Origin of the sequence: Gilliamella sp. Fer1-1, assembly GCF_001690825.1 — a bacterium.
In the GTDB taxonomy this organism is placed as follows: Bacteria; Pseudomonadota; Gammaproteobacteria; order Enterobacterales; family Orbaceae; genus Gilliamella; species Gilliamella apicola_C.
The window spans coordinates 1-23588 of record NZ_LZGX01000038.1 but is presented as its reverse complement, the minus strand read 5'-3'; the positions used below and the strand labels follow the sequence as shown (position 1 = coordinate 23588).

Below are 23588 nucleotides of genomic sequence, written 5' to 3'. Positions count from 1 at the left end.
AAACTAAGTTGGTGGTAATGCTGCACCACCAACTTTTAAGCGTTTGAGTGACTACAAGCGCTATTGATCAATATAATAGCCCAATATTAGCATCCTAAGTCGATTTGTTTACATCAACAACACAACGCCCCTTTATTTGCCCAGCTATCATTTTATTTGCTGCCTCAACACATTCAGTTAATGAAATTGTATTGCTAATATGCGATAGCAGTTTTTCATCTAGGTAATATGCCAATAAATTCCACGCAGCAATACGCTTATCATAACTCGCCATCACACTATCTATACCAGTTAATGTAACACCGCGTAAAATAAACGGTGCAACCGTTGTTGATAAATCTATACCTTGAGCAAGTCCACAACAAGTTACAATACCACCATATTGGGTTTGCGCACAAATATTGGCTAAAGTATGTGACCCAACAACATCCACAGCAGCTGACCATTGCTCTTTTTGTCATGGCTTACCTGTTTCTTTTAATGTTTGGCTATCAATGATATTAACTGCGCCAAGTTGACGTAAATAATACTCTTCATCAATTTTACTAGTCGATGCGGTAACTTGATACCCAAGTTTGGCCAGTAACGCAACGGCAATTGAGCCAACGCCACCTGTTGCACCTGTCACTAAAATCAGACCATCTTGTGGTTGTATACCAAAATCAATAATTCGTTGAACACAAAGTGCAGCAGTATAACCCGCTGTGCCAATAGCCATTGCCTGATGAGCGGTAAACTGATTGGGCAAAGGTATTAACCATTCAGACTTTAAATAAGCATATTGTGCCAAGCACCCCCAGTGAGTTTCACCGCACCCCCAACTATTTAAAATAACGAAATCACCAGACTAATAACGGCCACTTTGACACTCAAAAACCCTACCATCAATGCCCGGCACCATTGGCCATTGTCTAACAATAAGGCTTGTATTGGTCAATGCTAATGCATCTTTATAATTGATACTCGAATATTCAATTTGAACTAAAGTATCGCCTTGTTGTTGGCATAATTGCTATTTAGTGATAGTTTTTAGCGAATTTGAAAATCCATTAACCTCATCTTTTTCTAAAACAATAGCATTGAAAGGCATATATATTCCTTATTTTGTATTATGCGAATATAAATAATTTAATATTAACTCATAATAAATAGTCATATCACTAAAAGCAATAATTTGCCTTTTGATTAAAGAACTCAATTAACAAAAAAGCCTAATATCGATCAGGCTTAATTATCAATAGTCACTAAATTATAAATAAGTTATGAAAAAGAAGACATTTCCTTTCTTTTATCGCGTTTTAGTTTTGCCGAGACGGCACCAATAAAGACCACATCACTTGACGAGTTAAGTGCTGTTTCAACAGAATCTTGAACGACGCCAATCATAACACCAATAGCAACAACTTTCGCTGAAATATCATTCGGTATGCCAAACATACTACAAGCCACAGGAATAAGCAGTAAAGAGCCGCCCGCAACCCCTGATGCACCACAGGCACACACGCTAGAAACAATACAAAGTAATACAGCAGAAAATATATCAATATGTATATCCATTGAATATACCGTTGCTAATGTTAGCACTGTGATAGTAATGGCTGCGCCAGACATATTAATGGCAGCACCTAATGGCACAGCAACGGAATACGTATCCTCATCCATGTCTAATTTTCTACAAATTTCAATATTCACTGGAATATTTGCAGCAGAACTGCGAGTAAAAAAAGCAGGAATAGCACTATCTTTTAGTGATGTTAAAATCAATGGATATGGATTTTTTCGCATGACCAAAAATGCTAAAAGTGGATTAATAATCAGAGCTACGATGAACATACACGAAACTAACACTACCAATAAATGCGCATATTTTTTGAGTTCATCAAAACCAGTTTCAGCCAATGTAGAAGATACCAGGCCAAACACACCAATTGGCGCAAAGCGAATAATAATTTTAACGATAAACGAAATGGCTAAAGATAGATCGTGCATCATCGTTTTGGTTGTTTCACTCGAATGCCTTAACGCAATCCCAATACCTACACCCCAAACAATCAACCCAATATAATTAGCATCAACAAGTGCATTGACAGGATTGTCGACCATCTTATTCAATAACGTTGCTAATACCTCAATAATACTCCCTGGTGGCTCTACTTTGATTTGATCAATATCTGCCCCCAATGAAATTTTAGAAGGGAAAATAAAGCTAGCTACCGCTGCCAATAATGCTGCCATCATCATACCTGCAAAATAAAGTATAAGTAATGTGCCCATGTTGGCGCGTTTACCATGTTGATGATTAGATATTGAAGCAATAACTAAAATAAGTACCAAGATAGGAGCAACTGATTTGAGCGCGTTAATAAAAAGAACACCAATAAAGGACATATTTAATGCAACGTCTTTATAAAAATAGGCTAATGCAATACCTAAGGCTAAGCCTAAAATAATTTGTGGTATTAGCCCAATTTTAAAATAAAAACGAATCAAAGGATTAGTTGAGTGTGTCACAGTATTTTCTCGTTATATAAAACAGTCCTAAAACCTTAACATAATTTGACAACATTTTTATAGAGAACAGTTATCATCATAATGTTTTTTTATATAACAATTTGAATAATTACTAAATTTAATTATTTACAAATTAAACATGCTTTACATTACCAAATATATTTTTAATAAATAACTACATTACTTAATAAACTCAAGCAATTGTCTTGCTTTATTTACTGCCGTTGATTTTACTTTTGCATGGGCTATGTCGGCTAATCCTTGCCAATGGGAATCAGATTCAGAGAGATAACCACGCTTTGTTGCTTCTTGTAAATAAGGCACATAAATGAATGAAATATCTAAAATTCGATTGATCCAAGCAGGTATTTTTTCACCTCGTTTTGCTATTTTTCCTACAAACTTAATGCTCTCAATTAATACAGGGTAAAATACTGATAGTAAATTAGGCTTTTTTTCCAGTAATCGGATTAATTTAGCTGGGCTAAAATCGGGATAGTCAAGGAATAAGATAATTGCTTTACGCATGATATCAGCGTCAATGACGCCTTGTTCAACATTTTGTTCAAAAATTGAATTTGTGTGATAGGTATCACTATCTTGCGCTAATAATCCAATAATCACCATTACCAATGCGTTAGAAAAAATTAAGTTATTGGCATTTTTACAATTTTCCAACCAATATCGGCTCTTTTCAACAACCAGACATTGGCTCGCTTCACTCCAGTGTAACCAAACGCTTTCTGTTTGAGAATCAATGCAAAATTCTGAATGATTCAATGGCGCGGGATAAGCTTCGCATTGCCATTCGTTTTCTAAATCATAATACCAATCACCTTTAACAATCTGGAAAACTTGATTTGCTACATTAGGAAGTTTCAAAGTAAATAATAACGATTTAGACAAACGTTTAGAAAATTGAGAAGATGGGTTAATGACAGGTTTACTCACAGAAATAGAAACATTATCTTCAGGTACAACGCTAATTTTTTCCGTCTTTACCCATACTTGATCAAAATCATCAGGCGCCAGCATAGACACTTCTTGTTTTAAAGGCGCTGGTGCTATATTAGGGAGCTTGTCAACTATCGCTTGGGCTTTCTTTATTGCATTAGCACTACCTTTTTTACTGGCTAACATCCTGATGCCTAATAATTGTAATTGGCTTGCATCAGCTATACCCTGATCAACAGCATATTGAACTTCAGGTAAAAATTCAGCGATGGCATCGACCGTTTCAACAGTGCCTGATAACATTCTTAGCGCATTGCATGAAGCAATAATTAATTGATCGAAAATGGGCCAAACTACCGAAAGCATCCCTTGTTTTCCAATATCAGCTAATACAGCAACTAAACTTGCTATACGGGAAGGGGGCGAGCCTAAACGCTCCAATAGCAAAACATCGGCCACTCCAGGTATAAGCAATCCTCGTTGCCATGCTTGATTCACGGCTTGTGCTATATTACCAAGCACATGAGGGGAATGAGCTCGCTGTGCTGCTAAAAGTGTAATTGCTGAACGAGGGGGAAAAGGAGAGCGTTTTTTAACAAGTTGCTCAAACACAAAACCTTGATGATATGATTTGGCCCAATCAATATCGGAAGGTATAGCACTATCGCCCCATAAAGGAAAAATAGAAAAAAGCTCAGCAGTATACCAACTATTGCCTATTCGTTCTGGAAAATCACTTAATGATTGAGGAAGAAACGACACATCATTAATATTAGCATTTAACGCTAATTTTGGTTCAATCACGGGATCATTAAGATACTCTAAGATCAAAGCCTCGGCATTTTGCGACATTTTTTGCCCTGACGGCAAAGTGACAGTAATTTTTAGTTTACTAAGTTTTTCTTTCGTTGATGATTGTGTCGATACATCAAGACGAGTCAATGCTAAAAATAGATCCGCTTCTAATACATCAATATTTAATTGCTGATAAGTCTCTAATCGCTGACAAAGATCATCCACAGTTATTGACAGATCACTCATACTTGGCGTTGACAGTAAACAAGGGATTTTTCCTAAGTTTTTACAGACAATATAATCGCGCGCAGTTAATAAACAAGTAAAATTATCGTGATACGGGATCTCTTTGCCTTTGCGCCAATAAAATATAAAACCGAGTAACTCGTCAGCTCGCAATTTTACGCCGACTAAACTCGCTTTTGCGGCTTGAGGATCGTTATAAGCGATCGTATTGGCGACAGCTAAAAACCGTTCCATCACACAATCATGGGCAGATACGTCCCTTTTTACCAATTCAGAGGCTAGCTCTGTTAATATATCGGGTGAAATAGGCGCTAACTCGAAAGGTGGTAATTGCCAAAGCGATGGCGTTGGATGCCAAAGTTGCTTTAATGCCACTGGGCTAGCTTGCGTAAAATCACCATCAAGCTGCCACTGTGTAATTATTTTTCTGGTTAAAGCAACAATCGAGTCATCGGTTTGGGTAAGTAATAAAGTAAATAAAGGCATAAACCGATCAGCATTTTGGGGTATATTACGGTTGAGTGCTGTTTTTAACACCAATTTTTGCGTCGATTTTATTTTAGACGATAAACTGGCCGTCATCACTTCAACTAGTAATTCATCATCAACAAACGGAATTAAAACAGGTGCTAATCGATTAATCATCGCAGCCTCCCCCGTTGTTAGCAATGGAATTAAAGCAGATGCCCGTTGGCAAAATTCAGCATCAGTAATACCTAAACCATCAAGTGCATAAAGCCATGCTTTACGATCTACAGGGCGAGAGGCGATATCTAGGGCTAAAAAAAGAAGTTCTTTTGCTTGCTCATACTCAAGCCAACCTAATGCTACCCCTAAACTAAATAACTGAGTAAAAGATTGTGTTGCTGGTATATTTAACGCTATAGCAATATGAATGTGTTCAAAAAATCGGCGCTGACATTGCGCTAAATTTGGCGGGGTTTTATCGTAAAAATGCTTTACAATATCGTCACCCCGCATAGCAACGGCTGCGTACAAAGTCCAATTACTTATATAATTGGGATTTTCTGGAATCGCTAAATTTAATTGATCGACTAACTGAGCAACAAGATCTGTTGGTGCTGATGCTGATTGTACAAATTTCTGCGCATAATTCTCACCGCACGCCATAATAACGGGCAATAACAAAGAGGAATGGGCATAACGCACAAGCTTTAGTGCTCGGCTGGCTGATACCCCAATCCTAATAGCATACAACACTAAATATGCTTTATTACACTTAACATAGTCTTGTAGCTCGAAAGAGTCTCCCCTACGAACATATCCATCCCATTCGCCACTTTTTAATCCAGAAAGGGCAATTTTTTGCTGTTCCTTACTGCCTAACGGCTGTTGCAAAATATTATCTGGTGTAACATTATTCCAGTTTAATGAAGTAAAAATAGCTTCTGCTTTTTCTAAGTTAGCATTCATAAATATTTTCCTTAATTTGAACCGCTAAAATATGTTTGCAAGGTCCTTTTTTAAGCTGATGATTTAAATACCATGAGCAATTACATTGCGATACCATTTCATTATTCTGTCTAACTAAACGGACTTGATAATCTTCATCATTAGAATGAACAATCCAAGTGGTTTCATCAATCTGATCAATAAATTCAACTAGCTTATAGGCCGATTTTAAACGTGGGTTATCTTTTATGACTCGATTAGGATCTTCAGGCAATTGGCGATGAAAATAGCTTTTTTGATAGGCATCAAAACCAAGTTTGCCTGAAACAGCAAGGTAAGCCAACGCACTATCGATATTCCGAGCATCTAAATGAGTTTTTGAAGATAATTGCGCCGGATCAATCTGCGAATCAAATTGCAAAATAGATTGAACAAGTTGAACATTTTGTAATTGCTGTTTTGGCACAAGCGATTCAAGTAATGCTCCTTCACCTGAATACCCCTGCCATGGCTGAGCAGTTAAGCTTAAGGTAAGCCTTGCACCATCAAGAGCGACTTCAACCATACATGGCCCTTGTTCTCCGCTTTCCAATCGATAAAACGTTAAGCTTTTTATGTTGGTCATTAACCGCTTCAGTGCACTTAATCTATGTAAGCCAGAAATATAGACACTATTAATATCACCTTGAGACGCCAATTTAACGCCCGTATTAGATGGAACGACCCAACTTGCTTGTTGTTTGCTTGTTACTGCTGGCAATCTTGCAATAAAAGTTTGCGCATGAATTCCCGCTACAGTAAAAACAGCCGCCATTTTAGTATGAATTTCAGTAAGATTGCCAAGTGCTCGAATCCACCTATCGGGCATTTCAACTGGGCGCTCAACAACAGTTTTTATACTGATCACATCGTGATCTTGTTGTTGGATATGGCGCGTTGCTAAGCCTTGCTCACCAATATTGAGGTGAAGTTTATCCTTACTATTAACCTGATTTAGTGCTTGCCTTAAACCAAGGCCAATATCGACATTGGTTGTACCGCGTAATATTTGCCCATCGAAGCCTTGTTGTAATAAATCCAAACGAGCATAAACACTATTACAGGCAGAAAAAACCTCAGCTCTTAATTGATCCCCCTGAGCAGATAAAATAGGATCTCGCAAAGCCACTGGTACGGGTTTAAAATATCGGGTCGCAGTAATATCTGCTAATACAAGTAAACATCTAGCAAGAATTTGTGGATAAAGTGCGTAACCAGTAAAAAATTGAGGGTTATCAATAATCCCATTAGGTGTTAAGGCTGATGATAATGCTAAAGCTAAAGCCCCATTTGTTAACGTTGATTGCTGAGAAAACTTCAATATAAATTATCCTACATATGAACATAGACAAACTATCTGACGCAACGAGTATAAAATAAGCTTAATATATCGTCTATATTTGATTATTTCAGTGATTTTGATAAAAAACATGATTGTTTTTTCTGTTTAATCTATACAATTTCAGCAATGGCAACATCCGCATTGACATAGTTACCTTCTTTGATTATTTGTTTTAAAACACCATGTCGATGTGCTATAACTTGCACTTCCATTTTCATGGCTTCCATAATAGCAATCACATCCCCTGCATTTACCTTTTGATTATCGTTTATCACCCATTTAAAAAGGCTACCTGAGACAGGCGATGGGACAATTAACTCAGAAAGCGCCGCTTTGCCACAAGAAGGTGTAGCCAAATTAACATCTGTTTGCAAAGATAATCCAGCTAATAATTGTGCAGGTAAACCAAGTTTACAACGCTTACCATCAATTTCAATAAAAGTATGTGTAAGTATTTCTTCTTTTTGTGGTACTTGCCTTTTTGCTGACGCTATCGCGGTATCAAATTCAGTTTCGATCCAACGTGTATGCACGTTAAAATCATCACAAAAATCAGGGTGCTCAATGACCGCACGATCAAATGGTAATACACACGCAACGCCCTCAATTGAAAATTCCGCTAATGCACGCCGAGCTCTTGCTATAGCTTGCTGTCGGTTATTTCCAACAATAATAAGTTTTGCAATAAGTGAATCAAACATTGCAGGAATGGACGATCCCGCAACTACGCCACTGTCTAAGCGTACACCAGGACCTGTTGGCGCATCAAAACGCGTAATCGTTCCAGCTACGGGTAAAAAACCATTTGCCGCATCTTCAGCATTAATACGAAATTCAATAGCATGACCTCGTGATTTAGGCGTTTGAGTAATACTAAGTGGTAAGCCTTGAGCAATGCGTAGCTGTTCAATAACAAGATCAACACCGGTTGTTTCTTCTGTGACAGGGTGTTCAACTTGCAACCGAGTGTTGACTTCAAGAAAAGATAATTTGCCATCTTGGCTAAGTAAAAATTCAACTGTACCAACACCTACATAGTTTGCTTTGGTACAAATAGCAATTGAAGCTTGAATAATTTGTTGTTCTACATGCTCGGAGATAAAAGGTGCGGGTGATTCTTCAACTAATTTTTGATTGCGACGTTGCAATGAACAATCACGTGTTCCAACAACTACGACATTTCCTAACTTATCAGCAATAATTTGTGCTTCAATATGCCGAGGGTTATGTAAAAATTGTTCTAAAAAGCATTCTCCACGCCCAAATGCCGCTGTCGCTTCACGTACAGCGGAATGGTAAAGCTCTTCAACCTCGTCCTTATGCCAAGCAACTTTTAAGCCTCTACCACCCCCGCCAAAAGCAGCTTTAATCGCAATCGGTAAACCATGAGTATGAGCAAACTCAACCACTTCTTTAACATCTTGTACTGGCGCTTTTGTTCCAACCACTAAAGGAGCGCCAACTTGCAAAGCAAGCTGTCTGGCTTTCACTTTATCGCCCAGTATGTCAATCGTTTCTGGATTAGGACCAACCCATATTAAACCAGCTTCTTGTACTGATTTAGCAAATTCAACACGCTCTGATAAAAAACCATAACCAGGATGTACCATTGTGGCACCTGCTTTTTTTGCTATCGTAATGATTTTAGCAATATCAAGATAAGTTTCACTTGGTAGATTACCTAACAACCCATAAGCCTCATCAGCCATTTGCGCATGAAGTGCATCAATATCTGCATCGGCATAAACTGCGATAGACAAAAAACCCATATCACGACACGCTCGTATAATACGTACGGCAATCTCACCTCGGTTAGCAATCAATACTTTATGAGTTATTTTTTGACTACTTTCAGACATGATCAACATCACTCCCTTCAAATTCTTTAAATATCCCGATAGGATTAAATTTTATTCTAGCATTAACTGGAATTTGACCGGCTAAATCTAAATGATAATTACACACAGCGCCAATAACAGGATATCCCCCAGTTAATGGGTGATCATTTAAAAATAGCACGGGTTGCCCATTAGCAGGAATTTGTATTGCACCAACACAAGTTCCTTCGCTTGGTAATTCTTGTTGCTTGTCACGACTTAAAGCTATGTCACCAGATAAGCGTAAACCAATGCGATTAGAGGCTGGTGTAACCTGCCATAGTTGCGAAGAAAGTAATTCTACGGCTTGCTTAGTAAACCAGTCAGTGCGCGGCCCAAGCACAATATCTAATACAATAACATCATCACAAGTAGGATAGCGCATAGCGGGGGTTTCCATTAATGACACCGCATTTAAGTTTTGATTGTGCTTAATAGCTAGCGTTTGACCAACATTAAGCGGTGATGGCCCAACTTGCGCAAGAGTATCATAAGAACAACTTGTTAAAATAGGCGATAGCTGAAAACCACCGCGTACAGCAAAATAACTACGTACACCACATTTTGCGCTGCCTAAGCTAATAATATCACCGGTTTCCAATTGGATCGGTTGATACATTGCAGCATGATACATTTCACCCGCTGATGTTGTAATACTTATTTCACATTCAGCCCCTGTGACGGCAACTAACATACTACGATTTATCTGTGCTTTAAACCCACCTTGCGTAATTTCTAATACGGCTTCATTAATTGGATTTCCTAAAATACGATTGCTACTGTGCAGAGCTCCCTTATCCATGGCGCCAGACTCAGAAATACCTAACGCTGCCTGACCAATTCTACCCTTATCTTGTATGAGTGTTTGTAATCCCGTTGCTAATATTTTAATATCTTGTTGTTGGCTAATGCTTTTATTGGCTTTTTTAGCAGCCGGTAAATAATATTTTTTAGATGACTTACTAGCATCAATGAAATTAACGCGGTTACCCGGCTTCAATAACGCAGGTTGATCACGGTTTAAGTCCCACACTGCTGTATCAGTTGTTCCAATAAGTTGCCAACCACCAGGGCTTGCTTGGGGATAAACACTGCTAAATTCACCCGCTAATGCAACAGAGCCAGCAGGAATACGAACTCTTGGTGATTGACGGCGTGGCACGTTAAGTTCAGCATTTTTAGCTACCATATAAGCAAAGCCTGGAGCAAAACCACAAAAAGCCACTTGATATTCATTATTGGTATGTCTGGCAATGACTTCACTAACGGTTATCCCTAGATATTCAGCCACTTGGGATAAATCCTCGCCATTATACCTAACTGGTATTATGATCAATTCGCCAGATTGCATTACATGTTCTGCAATATCCAATTGAGCAATATGCTTAGCAAGCGTATTAGCATCAGTCACAATGGGGTTATAACGAATTAATATCGTGCGTGCAGCGGGGATTATTTCTTCTATATTCCAATGTGGAATAACATGTTGAAGTGCATCAGTCAACGCCATTGTTTGTTCAAGGCTTTTGAGTTCAACAATAAGCGCATCAAGATTAACGGGTAAAAATCTCATTAAGCACCTCTATACATAGATCAAGTCCTAATTACCAAATATATAAATTTTATTTTGTTATATCATGTTAAAAGATACATTTATAGCCAACTTAAGCAGCAACCTTCTTGGCAAATGGGGTTATTATGATGCCATTTTGTTGTAATTTCTCCCGTACTTTTTGTGCCATAGCTAAGGCTCCAGCACTATCGCCATGCACACAAATTGATTCAGCATTAATATCCACAAACTGCCCTTCTACAGAGATAACTCCCCCATCATTAACAAGCTGTAGCATACGCTCAGCTACTAAATCAGGATCGTGTAATACAGCACCAGCTTCTTTGCGAGAAACTAATGTTCCATCAGCACAGTACGCTCTATCAGCAAAAGCTTCAGCAACTACACACAAACCACTTTCTTTAGCCCATCCAATGAGTGGTGATCCAGCAAGAGCAACCAAAATCAACGAAGGGTCCATAAGGCAAATCGCATTAATTACCGCCATTGCCTGACGTTTATCATGTGCTATAGTATTATATAATGCGCCGTGTGGTTTCACATACCGAACGTTGGTACCAATCGATTTTGCTAATCCTTTAAGTGCACCAATTTGATAAATTACATCAGCGCTTAGCTCATCGGTGGCAATGTCCATATTACGGCGACCAAAACCAACTAAGTCAGGATAACCGACATGGGCTCCCACCGTCACATTATTCGCCTTAGCGGCTTTTAAGGTTTTTAAAATACCCTCTGGCGAACCAGCATGAAACCCACAAGCAATATTAGCACTACTAACAACATTTAGTATTGCCTCGTCATTGCCCATTTTCCATTGTCCAAAACTTTCGCCAAGATCACTATTTAAATCAATAAATTTAGTTATTGTCATATTGTCCTTCTATTTTAAATAGTTAAAGATAGTGGCTACAGACATCGCCCCCATATACCAAGTAATGGCACAGACAATCAGACCTGACCACAATAACCATCTAGGATAATGATAGCCTGACATAAGATCGGCACGCTTCCAACCAATATAAATAAAGATAGTTAAACCAATTGGCAATACTAGACCATTAAAACCACCGGCAAAAACCAATAATGATACAGGTGCGGTTCCCATTGCTAAATAAATAGCCAGAGAAGCCATAATAAAAATAGTGGTTGCAAATTGGCGTTGCTTTTCAGTAATAGAACGCCTAAAAGGAGTAATAAAAGTCATTGAGGTATAAGCAGCACCAATAATACTAGTTATTGCAGCAGCCCATAAAATTAATCCAAAAATCCGTAATCCTAATTCACCCAAAGCTGCCTGAAAGGCTTGCGATGCAGGATTGGCAGCATAACTTGAAATATCAATAGTGACACCACTTGCTACCACGCCTAAAATGGCTAAAAATAAGATATAACGCATCAAACCCACAACTATAATTCCTTTTGTTGCTGCGCCTGAAACATATTTAATATGCTGAGCGCCAACCATCCCTTTATCAAGTAAACGGTGAGCTCCAGCATAAGAGATATAACCACCAACCGTACCACCAACAATGGTCGTAATTGAGGCAAAATCAATATTGCTTGGAAAAACGGTTTCTTTTAAAGCTTGTCCAATTGGTGGATGTGATGCAAATACCACAAATAAGGTCAAAATAATCATCAACAAACCAAAACCAATCATTAAGCGATCAATAAAATTACTGGCTTTGCGTGATGAAAATATATAAACCGCTACTAATGCGCTGATTGCACCACCCCACTTAGGATCAAGCCCAACAAGTGCATTTAAACCTAAGCCTGCACCCGCTATATTACCAATATTAAACACCAACCCACCAAATATGATCAGTACTGCGAGTACATAACCACTGAATGGAATAGTCGCATTAGCAATATCCGAAGAGTTCATTTTAGTTAATGCAACAATTCGCCAAATATTTTGTTGAACAACAAAGTCGATAATAATAGAGGCTAAAATACCAAAACCAAAAGCAGTGCCAAGGGTAACAGTAAAAGTCGCTGTTTGAGTAATAAAACCTGGGCCAATTGCTGAAGTTGCCATTAAAAAAATAGCACTGATTAACGAAGCTCGCCGATTTTTAACAAAAGCAACGGCGCTACTGCTATGATCTTGATCTTTCATGTGCTTATCTCCTTTTAATTTGTTTTTTTTAATTATCGACACGGCCACCCTATTTACGAATTTTTACTACTTTTGTAAGTAATGCAAACATTATGCCATAGGCTAACAACATCTATTAATAACAAGAATGGTTCCTATAATTACTGTTTTCGAGTAAAAAAACTAATTAAAAATAATTATAATTACCTACCACCAAGGAATGATAAGCGAATAATTAACACACAATAACGCTAATTTGCACCAAAATGAACATTAATAACTTAATTTAGTGCATCTTGCGTTAGTAAAAGTTAGTAAAATTTTCTATCTTGGTATGTGATACCCAACTTTTATTAGTTTTATTCATTATTGATAAAATCCTTAATCAGATAATTCTCCATATAACTTTAAGTTATAACCATGTGAATATTTGCTATTTATTCATTTGATTCTTTATTGATAGACTTTAAACGTAGATAAAAACCTTTATAGTGGAGAATCAAGATGAAATTATTAACCAAATTACTTACGGCTATTACCTTAATAAGCACACTATTAGGTACCAGTTCTGCCTACGCAGATCGGCTTGATGATATTGAAAAACGAGGCGAAATCAAAATAGCGGTATTTGATAGTAACCCGCCGTTTGGGTACATTGATGAAAAGACCAATAAAATTACAGGACTTGATGTTGATTATGCTAACGAGATAGCCAAAGGGTTAAACGTTAACGTTAAGCTAATCCCAACTAATCCCGCTAATAGAATTCCGTTATTGACATCAAAAAAAGCTGATTTAATTGTCGCTAATTTTACCATTACTGATGAAAGAACAAAAACAGTTGATTTTAGTCTGCCTTATTTTGCGACTGGTCAAAAATTTGTAGCAAAAAAGGGGGTATTAAAATCAGCTGACGATTTGAAAAATCTTCGTATTGGTGCTGATAAAGGTACAGTTATGGAAATTACATTACGTGAAAAATATCCAACGGCTAAGGTGATTTCTTATGATGATACGCCATTTGCATTTGCAGCATTACGTAATGGTGTTGTGCAGGCAATCACTCAAGATGATGCAAAATTAATTGGCTTATTAGCCAATTTACCTGAAGAGCAACGAGCAGCATTTGAAATTTCACCATTTAGTATTACTGAAGAATATCAAGCTGTTGGTATACCAAAAGGGGAAACTCGTTTAAAAGATAAAGTAAATCAAATTTTGTTAACGCTTGAAAAAAATGGCGAAGCATTAACAATTCATAACCGTTGGTTTGGACCTGAAACAACATCGGCTATGCCTCGTGGTGATTTTAAAATAGGTAAAGGTCAGTAGTTATGTACGAGCAATTACTTGAACCACGTTATTTGTGGTGGTTATGGGATGGTTTTTTAGTTACGTTGGCTATTTCATTGCTTACCATTATTTTTTCAACATTACTGGGTTTTTTACTAGTTATTGCTCAACAAAGTCGAATTAAAATCATTCAAATAATCGTAATGGGGTATAGCGCAATTTTTCGTTATTCTCCGTTACTACCTCAACTCTTTTTTTGGTATTTTGGGGTAGGTAGTTTATTGCCAGTCGAATTTAAATTATGGTTATTTGAAGAACCACAAATTCAATTGTTCTTTTTTTCAGTGAAAATGCCATCATTTGAATTCATCATAGGCTCAATTAGTTTAACTTGTTATTCCTGTACTTTTATTGCCGAAGAGTTTAGAGCTGGTATTGCTGGAGTTAGAGGAGCGCAAGGGCAAGCCGCATTAGCATTGGGTTTAAGTTGGTGGCAAAGTATGCGTTTTATTATTTTACCACAAAGTTTTCGCATTGCTTTTCCACCTTTAATTGGTCAGTACATGAATATTATTAAAAATTCGTCATTAACTATGGCTATTGGTGTGTTAGAACTTTCTTATGTCTCGCGCCAAATCGAAACTGAATCATTAAAAACCTTTCAAGATTTTGCTATTGCAACTTTACTTTATATTATAACGATAGTAATAGTTGGAACTTTAGGCAATATTTATCAAACAAAACAATTGCAAACAGGTAGGGTGTAATTATTTATGGGCTTTAAAGGATTTGAAGTTATTTGGCATAATTTAGGTTACTTAATGTGGGGAAATTTCCCTGGAGGTATTTTCTTAACATTATTAATAAGTATTATCGCTATCTTGTTTTCAACAATTTTAGGTATTTTGGCAGGGGTAGGATTAACGGTTTTAAAAGGAATTTTACATAATTTATTAATTAGTGTGCTTAGTTTTTTTAGAGCTATTCCGGTTATTATGCTTATATTTTGGAGTTACTTTCTGTTACCTATGGTGCTTCATGTTGATATACCAGCAATTGCAACCGTGATATTTGCTCTATCTTTAATAGGTGCTGCATACATTGGTCATTCCGTTCATGCCGGCATGATTGCGGTGGCTAAAGAGCAATGGCAAGCAGCGTTTTCATTAGGTTTAACTAAACAACAGGTGATTATATTTATTATATTACCTCAAGCCGTTAAAATGATGTTACCGTCTTTTGTTAACCAATGGGTATCACTTATTAAAGATACTTCTTTGGCTTATATTGTCGGGGTGGCTGAATTTACTTTTGTTGCAACACAAATTAATAATCGTAGTATGGTCTATCCAACCGAAATCTTTTTATTTGTCATTGTAGTTTATTTTATTATTTGTGCCACACTTGATCTTGCGGCTTCGATTTTACCAAAATACTTATTATGCTTTTTTAAATAATACATTATCTATTTTCTATCCTTATTTCTTAATTGTTTTTTTATTTTAAGGTTGCCTTAAGGTTTTTGCGTTAAATTATTACTAGGTTAAATAGATCTAGAAAATAGTTTATTTGCATAATTTACAAGCAACCTTTTATTTTTGATTAACGAGTCAAAATATAAATTCCAATTATTTTTATGTGACATGTTTTGGATATTCAATTGTCATTAGGGGTTATTGTTGGATTTATTGTGAGCCTCATATCCGCATGTTTAATTAAAAGCTTGGGATAAATATTCATAAATTTCTTAATCGATTGTCGCTTTATTGGACTAAATAAACAGATTTAGCAATGTAAAGCCCAATATAAAATAAATTATTGCGCATGTTCAATAATGCTAAAATCGGTATTAAGGTAATGAACAATGAAGATATTAATTGTTGAAGATGATAGTTTGTTACAAAAAGGTCTATACGGCGGTATAACTTCAAACGGTTATGTCTGTGAAGTTGCACAAAATGGTAATCAAGCTGAACAATATATCCAATTTGGACAATTTAGCTTAATCATTTTGGATTTAGGGCTACCTGATTGTGATGGACTTGAATTGCTAATGCATTGGCGAAAAAATGGTATTACAACACCAGTTTTGATTTTGACGGCACGAGATACAAGACTACTAACACGTAATTTAGTTGAAAATAGTTATCAATACAGCCCCAATGAGACTAAAATCTTGGTAAGTTGCAATAAGGATAAAAAAGACATCCTTATCACTGTACAAGACCAAGGTAACGGCATTGATGAATCTAAAAGCGAAAAGCTAACCCAAACCTTTTTTCGTATGGCTCGCAAACATAATGGTATAGGGCTTGGTTTAAGTATTGTTAATCGTATTGCTAAATTACATCAAAGCCTATTTACCTTAAAAAATAGAACAGATAATGCAAAAGGTGTTATTGCAGAATTCAGGATGACTGCTTCACTTCATCAACTAAACGAGTAATTAATCGATTATCGCTATTCTCTTTAACAATTGAGTTTAAAAAACGTTGCCAAGTTCGTTCAATTTTCGCTTTAGCAAAAAAAGAAATGTAATTAGCAATAGGGATAAGCGTCGAATTACCAATATTATCAATAATAATCAAACGACTTTTATCAGCACTTAAGTGCTGAAACAAGATATTCTTGCTTTTTATTGTCATAGTAATAATACGGTTTTTTAATAAAGCCGATTTTAAATTTTTTAATGAAATAACTAAATCAGCATAATATTGTTGTGTTAACTTTTCATCAGAAAGGTATTTTTCAAGTGATGTCGCTGTTTTTCCATCGTAATCACGGATAAGTTCAAAAACATGACCTTGACCATAATTGGTTAACACCGAGCCATAATATTTAGCTAACGCTTCAAATGAAATATTGCGCCTGATCAGATGTTTATAATAGGCAATTTCGCGGTTAGTTTCCTCTTCGGCACCATCATTATAATTTACTTTAATACACTTATTAAGATCACTAGGATGATGATAACATTTACGATGCAATCCTTTGTTAATATAATCTTTTTCTGAAAGTTGAATAGTTTTGTTCATTTGTATAAATATTGTGTTATTTAATGTTGATTTTAAGTTTATCAGTAAGGCTTCTTTCTCGCCATGATTTTTTATTTTTACTCTAGCGCTTTTATATTATTTCTGTATAATATCGCCACCCACGTTACGACAACGTTTTTCCCAATGTTGTTTTAGGTTGTGAGCATTAATATAACCACTCGAAGGGGTGTGTTGATTAATAGTAACAATCAAAAAGTGTAAATAAATCAACTGATTTATTAACGTGAGATTAATTAAAAATTGGATAATTACGAATGAGTACTTTTTCAGCTAAACCAGAAACAGTTAAACGCGACTGGTACGTTGTTGATGCAGCAGGTAAAACGTTAGGTCGTTTAGCTACTGAAATCGCAAGCCGTTTGCGTGGTAAACACAAAGCAGAATACACACCACATGTTGATACAGGTGATTATATTATCGTTATCAATGCAGAAAAAGTTGCTGTAACAGGCAAAAAACGCACTGATAAGATCTATTATCGTCACACGGGTTACATCGGTGGGCTAAAAGAAGCGACTTTTAAAGAAATGATTGAACGTCATCCTGAACAAGTCATCGAGATTGCTGTAAAAGGCATGTTACCGAAAGGTCCTCTTGGTCGTGCAATGTACCGTAAACTAAAAGTTTATGCTGGTAATGAGCACAATCATGCGGCACAACAACCGCAAGTATTAGATATTTAAGGGGATAGAAGATGGCTGATAATCAATATTACGGTACAGGTCGCCGCAAAAGTTCTGCTGCTCGTGTATTTATCAAACCAGGTAGTGGTAACATCGTTATTAACAAACGTTCATTAGAGCAATACTTTGGTCGTGACACAGCTCGTATGGTTGTTATGCAACCGTTAGAGTTAGTTGAAATGACTGACAAACTTGATCTTTACATCACTGTTAAAGGTGGTGGTATTTCAGGTCAAGCTGGTGCAATTCGTCACGGTATTACTCGTGCATTAATGGAGTATGACGAAACTTTACGCTCAGCGTTACGTCAAGCAGGTTTTGTTACTCGTGATGCTCGTCAAGTTGAACGTAAAAAAGTGGGTCTACGCAAAGCGCGTCGTCGTCCACAATTCAGCAAGCGTTAATACAACTTTACAAAAGTTCTCAAAACCCGGCCAAGGCTGGGTTTTTTTTCGTAAATACATCCACATAACTAAAAACACTATTTTCATTGGAATTAACTTATATAGTAAAAATCATTTTCTACTAAAACGTATATACCATCTGATATTTTATTGCCATAAAACAGTTTCTTAAAATAAAGATAACAATAAAATTCATTTTTTTAACAAATTTGTTATTCAATTTGTTAGAATAGTAATCAATGAAGCTTATTTTAATTTTTCATATTTGGAGTGAATATGGTTGTTGCTGTTAATAAACGTTCTGTGATGACATTATTTTGTGATACAACAGATATTTACGGGCATCAGATTCGTTTTGTGCTGGCAGAAAAAGGGGTAACTGCGGAAATTGAGTTTGTAACGGCAGATAATTTACCTCAAGAATTATTGGATCTTAATCCATATGGTTCAATCCCAACATTAATTGATCGCGATCTAACGTTATATGAACCACATATAGCATTAGAATATCTTGATGAACGTTTTCCCCACCCACCATTAATGCCTGTTTATCCTATTGTTCGTGCTAACTCTCGATTAACAATGTATCGCATCAAAAAAGAGTGGTATAGTGCTTATGAAACTATTGTTAATGATCCTAGTAGTAATGAAGCACAGCTTGCACGTAAAAATTTACTTGATGATCTTGTTTCTATTTCGGTCATATTTAAAGAAAAGCCTTATTTTATGAGTGATGATTTTACGTTAAGTGATTGCTATTTTGCTCCATTATTATGGCGTTTACCGATGCTTGGTATTGAGTTACCTAAAGTTGCTGAAAAAAATTATTTGGCATATATGGCACGAATTTTTGAACGACCAGCTTTCATTAATTCATTAACAGAAGACGAAAAAAAGATAAGATCATAATAATAATTTTATCTGACTTATAATAATCGTAAACAAGGTGGCTTTTTATGGAACTTGAGCAAATGACTCCTCGCCGGCCTTATTTATTTAGGGCTTTTTATGACTGGATTTTAGATAATGAATTAACACCTTATATTGTGGTTAATACTTCGAAATATGGTGTGATAGTTCCTCAAGAGTTCATTCAAAATAATCAAATTGTATTAAATATTGCTCCTCATTCTGTAGGTCAATATTGTGCAACGAACGAACAAGTAGAATTTAATGCTCGTTTTTCGGGTGTCCCTCAACACATTGTTGTACCGATGGCGGCTATTGAAGCAATTTATGCGCGTGAAAATGGCATTGGTATGGGATTTGAAGATGAACCGCAGTATCATCAAGACCAATGCGAAACTCCACCTCAACACCCGAAACCAAAAACTAATCCATTTCGTGTTGTAAAATAGCTATTTTATTTGTTATTACGCCCATGCACATATTAGTAAATGGGCGACATAATATTAATTAGTGTAAAAATATCACTACATTTAACTAAATTGATTCTACTACTTTTTGGCTGTACTATTTTAGGGGGTAGTTACAAGAGCTTAATCTTAGCGTAAAGAATATACAGAGCTAAATAAATGCCCCCCCAAAAAAGCTATCCATCAAAGTGTAATTATTCGGGGGGGGGGAGAACAATAAGTAATTATTAGAATACTGTTTTAAATAGTGTAATTGACGTTAAAAAATAACTTCCGCTAATTGCTAGACCATAAGGTAATGTGACTCCTGCTTTTGGTTTTTTAATATATTTATATATTATTGCTATAATTGCAATCGGCAGCCCAAGTAATGTAATTAGCGCTAAAAAACCCCAAACATCATTCGGTGGAATAGATATCAAGAGTGCTGTAATTAATTTTATATCTCCTGCTCCAACTAATCGGCAATAAAACATAAATAGACCACAAATCAAAAATATTCCTGATGCTTTATAATTTAGTTGGCCTGCACCAAAAATAAAATTCAAAATAGCGAGGATGAATATTATACAAACAATATAATTTGATATTATTCTGCGTGTTAAATCAGTATAACACGCCACTAATAAACATCCCCAAATTGTTAAAATAATAACATCATTAATTAATAGTTGATTCATCATTATTACTGCACTTGCCCTGGAATATAATCATTACCATAAACTCTTTTCATCTCATCAGTAAGAAATTCCATTTCCAATCCTGGCCAATCTCGTCTTCTATTACTATTAGGACTAAATTTTTTACCCGAACCGTAACCAACACCAAAAACTTGTCCTTTTTCATTCCAATAAAAAAAGTGTTGATGACCAACATCTATTTTGGTCAAAGGCCCATGAATATTATCTCTAATTGTCGGATGTGCCCCATATAATATATTTTTATAAAGTCCTAATCTATGTCCCCATGTCACTAATTTATTATCATTAGTGATAGCAACACAACCACGAAAACGGCAGAAAAGTGAGTGAATATGTTCTGTAACCAACGTTGGGACAGGATGCGTAGAGCCTTTAACTTCTCTTTTTGCATTTTCCTCATCTAACTCTTCTGGTGTTAACTCTTTATTATAGTCATCTTGGTCATCTTCAATTTCATCATTATTTTCATCCAAATCATCACCTTCTCCGTCATCATTATCTTCTGGTAATTCTTCATCTTCTTCATATGGACCTTGAATACCTAAGCGACTAGATTTTCCCATACCATAAACTCTGCCATTATCAAGCAAAATCATAGTATAAGCACTTCCACCACCAATATACAAAATCTGTTTACCACTAGAAAAATGAGGTATACCCGCTCTCAGGTTCTGTGTAATAACTTTAGGTTTAGCTTGAAATCTCTCTCTGCCGACTAGCTTTTCACCAAAAGCACCACGATCTCCGTCTCCCCAAGCGAACACCTCCCCGTCTTCACTAATGGCATAACCACTATCATAGCCAGCGCCAATTTTTACTATCTTTTTACCATCAAATCCAGTAATTTTTGTAAGTGTAACTTTAGAAGAACGAGTACCCGTTCCCGCTTGACCATGAGGATTCCTTCCCCAAGAATATACATCCCCACTTCTTGTCAAAGCGAAAGAGTTATATCTTCCACACGCAATTTCAATAACATCTTGATCCTGCAAAACAGGAACAGGTTGATTGACATATGTGTCATCTTTCCGCCCATCCTTTTGTTGACCGCCTGTAGCTTCATGGTGTAAGTTTCTACCCCACCCCCAAACATCACCACGATCATCAAGAGCAATAATATGATATTTACCCGCAGCGACTTGAGTAATAGATAGCCCAGCTCGAACAAAAGTATGAACCCTAGCGGGCGGACGGTCACGACGAACATGAGTAACCCCATTACCTTGTTGTCCTGTATATCTGTAACCCCAAACCCAAAGATCGCCATTTTCTATAGTTAGACCTGTTTTCCTTAAACCAGTTCTTGCAATTGGATCTGCTTCTGACGTATTCAGAAAAACTAATGCATCTGTACGTTTATCTCTTGATTGTCCATTATCCGCTAACAATGGGAAACATATGCAGGTCATAAATAACATAATGATTTTTGTAATTCTCATTTTTGGTAACTCCTATTCATCATTATTTTGCTTACTCACTTTTATTAATAAAGTTACCTGTCTCTACCTCAATAATTCTATTTATTGCATCAAATAATGACTGGTAATCTCGAGCTTCAAATAGATAATTTTTATTATTTTTCATACACTTAGTAAACCACTTGCCGTACATAGCCTCATATTCTGCATCAGTTGTCAAGTTACTAGCGTTAGGATCTAATTTTATATAATAAATAGCGGCTGCATTAGCAGGCTTTTTAATATAACCTTTATTATAGTTTTCCTTAGATGTTAAACCTTCTGTTATACTCTGGCAAACATTACCATCTAAAAAATCATCTCTAAGTTGATCCGCACCTTTGTCATCTTTGCCATCAGTAATAATAATCATAATTTTATTATTAGAGCTTTCTTTAGCCATCACAGGGACCGTTCTCAGTAAAGCAGTCATAGTATCCGTTCCACCGCCAGGCTGCCAAGTTACATTATTATCACTAATAAATTCTCGAAGCTCTCTATTGTGAGCTTTATGATCTTCATTATCATCACTTAAAGGGACTAAATGAGGTAATGCTTTAAAATTTCTAACATGGTTTGCTGCTTCAGCAAACCTTTCCGAATCTGACATATTAATCATTTTTTTACTCATGACACCATTACTGTATAAAGGCGATTGACACATCCCTTGAAATGGAGAAAAACTAGTCATGGTAGGCGATATAATACGGTTAAACGTTATTATATTCTGATTCATTCTAGTAAATAATGACTCGATAGTTCCATCGACATCAACTGTCTTAGTGTTGGCAAATGAACTGTGCACATCATCATAGTCACCAGAAAACATATAATCATATAATTGAACTATTTTAGCATATTGTCTCTCAACTTTTCTTCTGTTTCGAAGGGATAATGGGTAGTCATCAGGGGCTTTCTTATTGCAAGCATATCGAGAAGATCCCATATTAACCTGTTCAATATTATGCCTATATTCACAAAGGTTTTTATCTACTAAATCACTATCACTATGAGCACCTACCGCAGGACCGATGATTTTTGAATAATAAAGATAATAATAATAATCCAGATAGTAATATACTGTATTTTTGTTAAATCTATTGAAATAGTTATAGGTTAAATAATCATCAATTAGATTTACTTTTTTCAACTTACTCCATTTTGGATATGCGATATTTTTATTTGCCCAGAAATTATAGTCAATTGAATCGTAAGGCGCCTGCATTTTGTACATAACCGAGCACGAGTAACCTTCACCATCAGCTGGATTGTTAACGTTTGTTAAAACAGGGACACCAATATCATAAGGAACCAAAGCAAAATTATATATGGGATACTCTTCAAATCTGCTAATAGCGTCTCCTATTGCCTTTCTCATATAATTAAGGCGCCGTGTATCACTATTTCTAACAACTGAAGTATAATCATTACATTGTGTATTACTGTACTCACATGTTGCTGAACCTGAAAAATCACTAATAAACGCAATAGCAACTGTATCACCAACATCATATTTTTGAGTATTGCCATAGCTTTCCGTTTTATTACTTACAGAAATCGCTTCACTTTTCCTATTGGCAGTGTAATCGTTACGAGTAATTAAAGAATTAAAAATTTGATTATAGGCAATATCATATTCTTTTTTATCTGCTTTATATTCTATTTTTATATTAGCACCATCTAATTTATCACTACTAATTTTTTGATGAACAAAATAATTAATATAATTCAATGCCATTTGCTGATTTTGTTCAAGTGCTGTCT

The 23588-nt window shown here is 36.1% G+C and carries 21 protein-coding genes; 8 read left to right on the top strand and 13 right to left on the bottom strand.

Annotated features, from left to right (window positions below; translation table 11 throughout):
- Positions 1-94: 94 nt before the first annotated feature.
- The 9 genes from A9G28_RS13750 to A9G28_RS05510 all read right to left on the bottom strand — a co-directional run bounded on the left by A9G28_RS13750 (position 95) and on the right by A9G28_RS05510 (position 12875).
- Entirely contained in the window at positions 95-433 is a 339-nt protein-coding gene (locus A9G28_RS13750; RefSeq protein ID WP_218057331.1) for a hypothetical protein, read from the bottom strand.
- Between the two features lie 24 nt (positions 434-457).
- The gene (locus A9G28_RS13745) at positions 458-790 is read right to left on the bottom strand and encodes a hypothetical protein (RefSeq protein WP_218057330.1); all 333 of its coding nucleotides are present in this window, start codon (positions 788-790) and stop codon (positions 458-460) included.
- A gap of 470 nt (positions 791-1260) precedes the next feature.
- Positions 1261-2511: a serine/threonine transporter SstT gene (sstT, locus tag A9G28_RS05540; protein WP_065566216.1), complete on the bottom strand. Its 1251-nt coding sequence runs from the start codon at positions 2509-2511 to the stop codon at positions 1261-1263.
- Positions 2512-2691: 180 nt separating this feature from the next.
- Positions 2692-5940, bottom strand: coding sequence for a hypothetical protein (locus A9G28_RS05535; RefSeq protein WP_065580019.1), 3249 nt, complete (start codon positions 5938-5940; stop codon positions 2692-2694).
- Entirely contained in the window at positions 5930-7279 is a 1350-nt protein-coding gene (locus tag A9G28_RS05530; protein ID WP_218057329.1) for an SWIM zinc finger family protein, read from the bottom strand. The genes A9G28_RS05535 and A9G28_RS05530 overlap by 11 nt, the downstream gene beginning before the upstream one ends.
- A gap of 131 nt (positions 7280-7410) precedes the next feature.
- Positions 7411-9159, bottom strand: coding sequence for an acetyl/propionyl/methylcrotonyl-CoA carboxylase subunit alpha (locus tag A9G28_RS05525; protein WP_065580017.1), 1749 nt, complete (start codon positions 9157-9159; stop codon positions 7411-7413).
- Positions 9152-10750 carry an urea amidolyase family protein gene (locus A9G28_RS05520; RefSeq protein ID WP_065566220.1) on the bottom strand — a complete coding sequence of 533 codons (1599 nt, stop codon included), beginning with the start codon at positions 10748-10750 and terminating at the stop codon, positions 9152-9154. Before A9G28_RS05520 ends, A9G28_RS05525 begins: the two co-directional genes overlap by 8 nt.
- 91 nt (positions 10751-10841) lie before the next feature.
- Positions 10842-11618 (bottom strand): LamB/YcsF family protein, encoded by a 777-nt coding sequence (locus A9G28_RS05515; RefSeq protein WP_065580037.1) that lies wholly within the window; start codon positions 11616-11618, stop codon positions 10842-10844.
- 15 nt (positions 11619-11633) lie between these two features.
- Positions 11634-12875 carry an NRAMP family divalent metal transporter gene (locus tag A9G28_RS05510; RefSeq protein ID WP_065580016.1) on the bottom strand — a complete coding sequence of 414 codons (1242 nt, stop codon included), beginning with the start codon at positions 12873-12875 and terminating at the stop codon, positions 11634-11636.
- 477 nt (positions 12876-13352) lie between these two features.
- Between A9G28_RS05510 and A9G28_RS05505 the strand changes: the two genes are divergently transcribed.
- The 4 genes from A9G28_RS05505 to A9G28_RS05490 all read left to right on the top strand — a co-directional run bounded on the left by A9G28_RS05505 (position 13353) and on the right by A9G28_RS05490 (position 16593).
- Complete coding sequence (locus A9G28_RS05505; RefSeq protein ID WP_176702118.1) at positions 13353-14186, top strand: ABC transporter substrate-binding protein; 834 nt, start codon at positions 13353-13355, stop codon at positions 14184-14186.
- A gap of 2 nt (positions 14187-14188) precedes the next feature.
- On the top strand, positions 14189-14914 hold the full coding sequence (locus A9G28_RS05500) for an amino acid ABC transporter permease (protein WP_065580014.1): 726 nt from the start codon (positions 14189-14191) through the stop codon (positions 14912-14914).
- A gap of 6 nt (positions 14915-14920) precedes the next feature.
- Positions 14921-15604 carry an amino acid ABC transporter permease gene (locus A9G28_RS05495; RefSeq protein ID WP_065580013.1) on the top strand — a complete coding sequence of 228 codons (684 nt, stop codon included), beginning with the start codon at positions 14921-14923 and terminating at the stop codon, positions 15602-15604.
- A 407-nt stretch (positions 15605-16011) separates the two neighbouring features.
- Positions 16012-16593 (top strand): response regulator, encoded by a 582-nt coding sequence (locus A9G28_RS05490; RefSeq protein ID WP_065580012.1) that lies wholly within the window; start codon positions 16012-16014, stop codon positions 16591-16593.
- Here the strand turns inward: A9G28_RS05490 and A9G28_RS05485 are convergent.
- A complete protein-coding gene (locus A9G28_RS05485; RefSeq protein WP_065580011.1) occupies positions 16556-17182 on the bottom strand; it encodes a YrbL family protein in 627 nt (208 codons plus the stop codon). The two genes, A9G28_RS05490 and A9G28_RS05485, sit on opposite strands and share 38 nt — an antisense overlap.
- Before the next feature lie 275 nt (positions 17183-17457).
- Between A9G28_RS05485 and rplM the strand changes: the two genes are divergently transcribed.
- From rplM to A9G28_RS05465, 4 genes are all read left to right on the top strand, one after another.
- Entirely contained in the window at positions 17458-17886 is a 429-nt protein-coding gene (gene rplM / locus A9G28_RS05480) for a 50S ribosomal protein L13 (RefSeq protein ID WP_065566227.1), read from the top strand.
- An 11-nt stretch (positions 17887-17897) separates the two neighbouring features.
- On the top strand, positions 17898-18290 hold the full coding sequence (gene rpsI, locus A9G28_RS05475; protein WP_034915459.1) for a 30S ribosomal protein S9: 393 nt from the start codon (positions 17898-17900) through the stop codon (positions 18288-18290).
- A 276-nt stretch (positions 18291-18566) separates the two neighbouring features.
- Complete coding sequence (gene sspA / locus A9G28_RS05470) at positions 18567-19199, top strand: stringent starvation protein SspA (RefSeq protein ID WP_065566228.1); 633 nt, start codon at positions 18567-18569, stop codon at positions 19197-19199.
- Between the two features lie 47 nt (positions 19200-19246).
- On the top strand, positions 19247-19648 hold the full coding sequence (locus tag A9G28_RS05465; RefSeq protein WP_065580010.1) for a ClpXP protease specificity-enhancing factor: 402 nt from the start codon (positions 19247-19249) through the stop codon (positions 19646-19648).
- Between the two features lie 245 nt (positions 19649-19893).
- Here A9G28_RS05465 and A9G28_RS05460 read toward each other — a convergent pair whose 3' ends face one another.
- The 3 genes from A9G28_RS05460 to A9G28_RS13545 form a co-directional block, all read right to left on the bottom strand.
- Positions 19894-20349, bottom strand: coding sequence for a prepilin peptidase (locus tag A9G28_RS05460; protein ID WP_065580009.1), 456 nt, complete (start codon positions 20347-20349; stop codon positions 19894-19896).
- 2 nt (positions 20350-20351) lie between these two features.
- Positions 20352-21806: an RCC1 domain-containing protein gene (locus A9G28_RS05455; RefSeq protein ID WP_065580008.1), complete on the bottom strand. Its 1455-nt coding sequence runs from the start codon at positions 21804-21806 to the stop codon at positions 20352-20354.
- 31 nt (positions 21807-21837) lie between these two features.
- A partial coding sequence (locus A9G28_RS13545) for a hypothetical protein (RefSeq protein WP_176702117.1) occupies positions 21838-23588 on the bottom strand: 1751 nt, incomplete at its 5' end.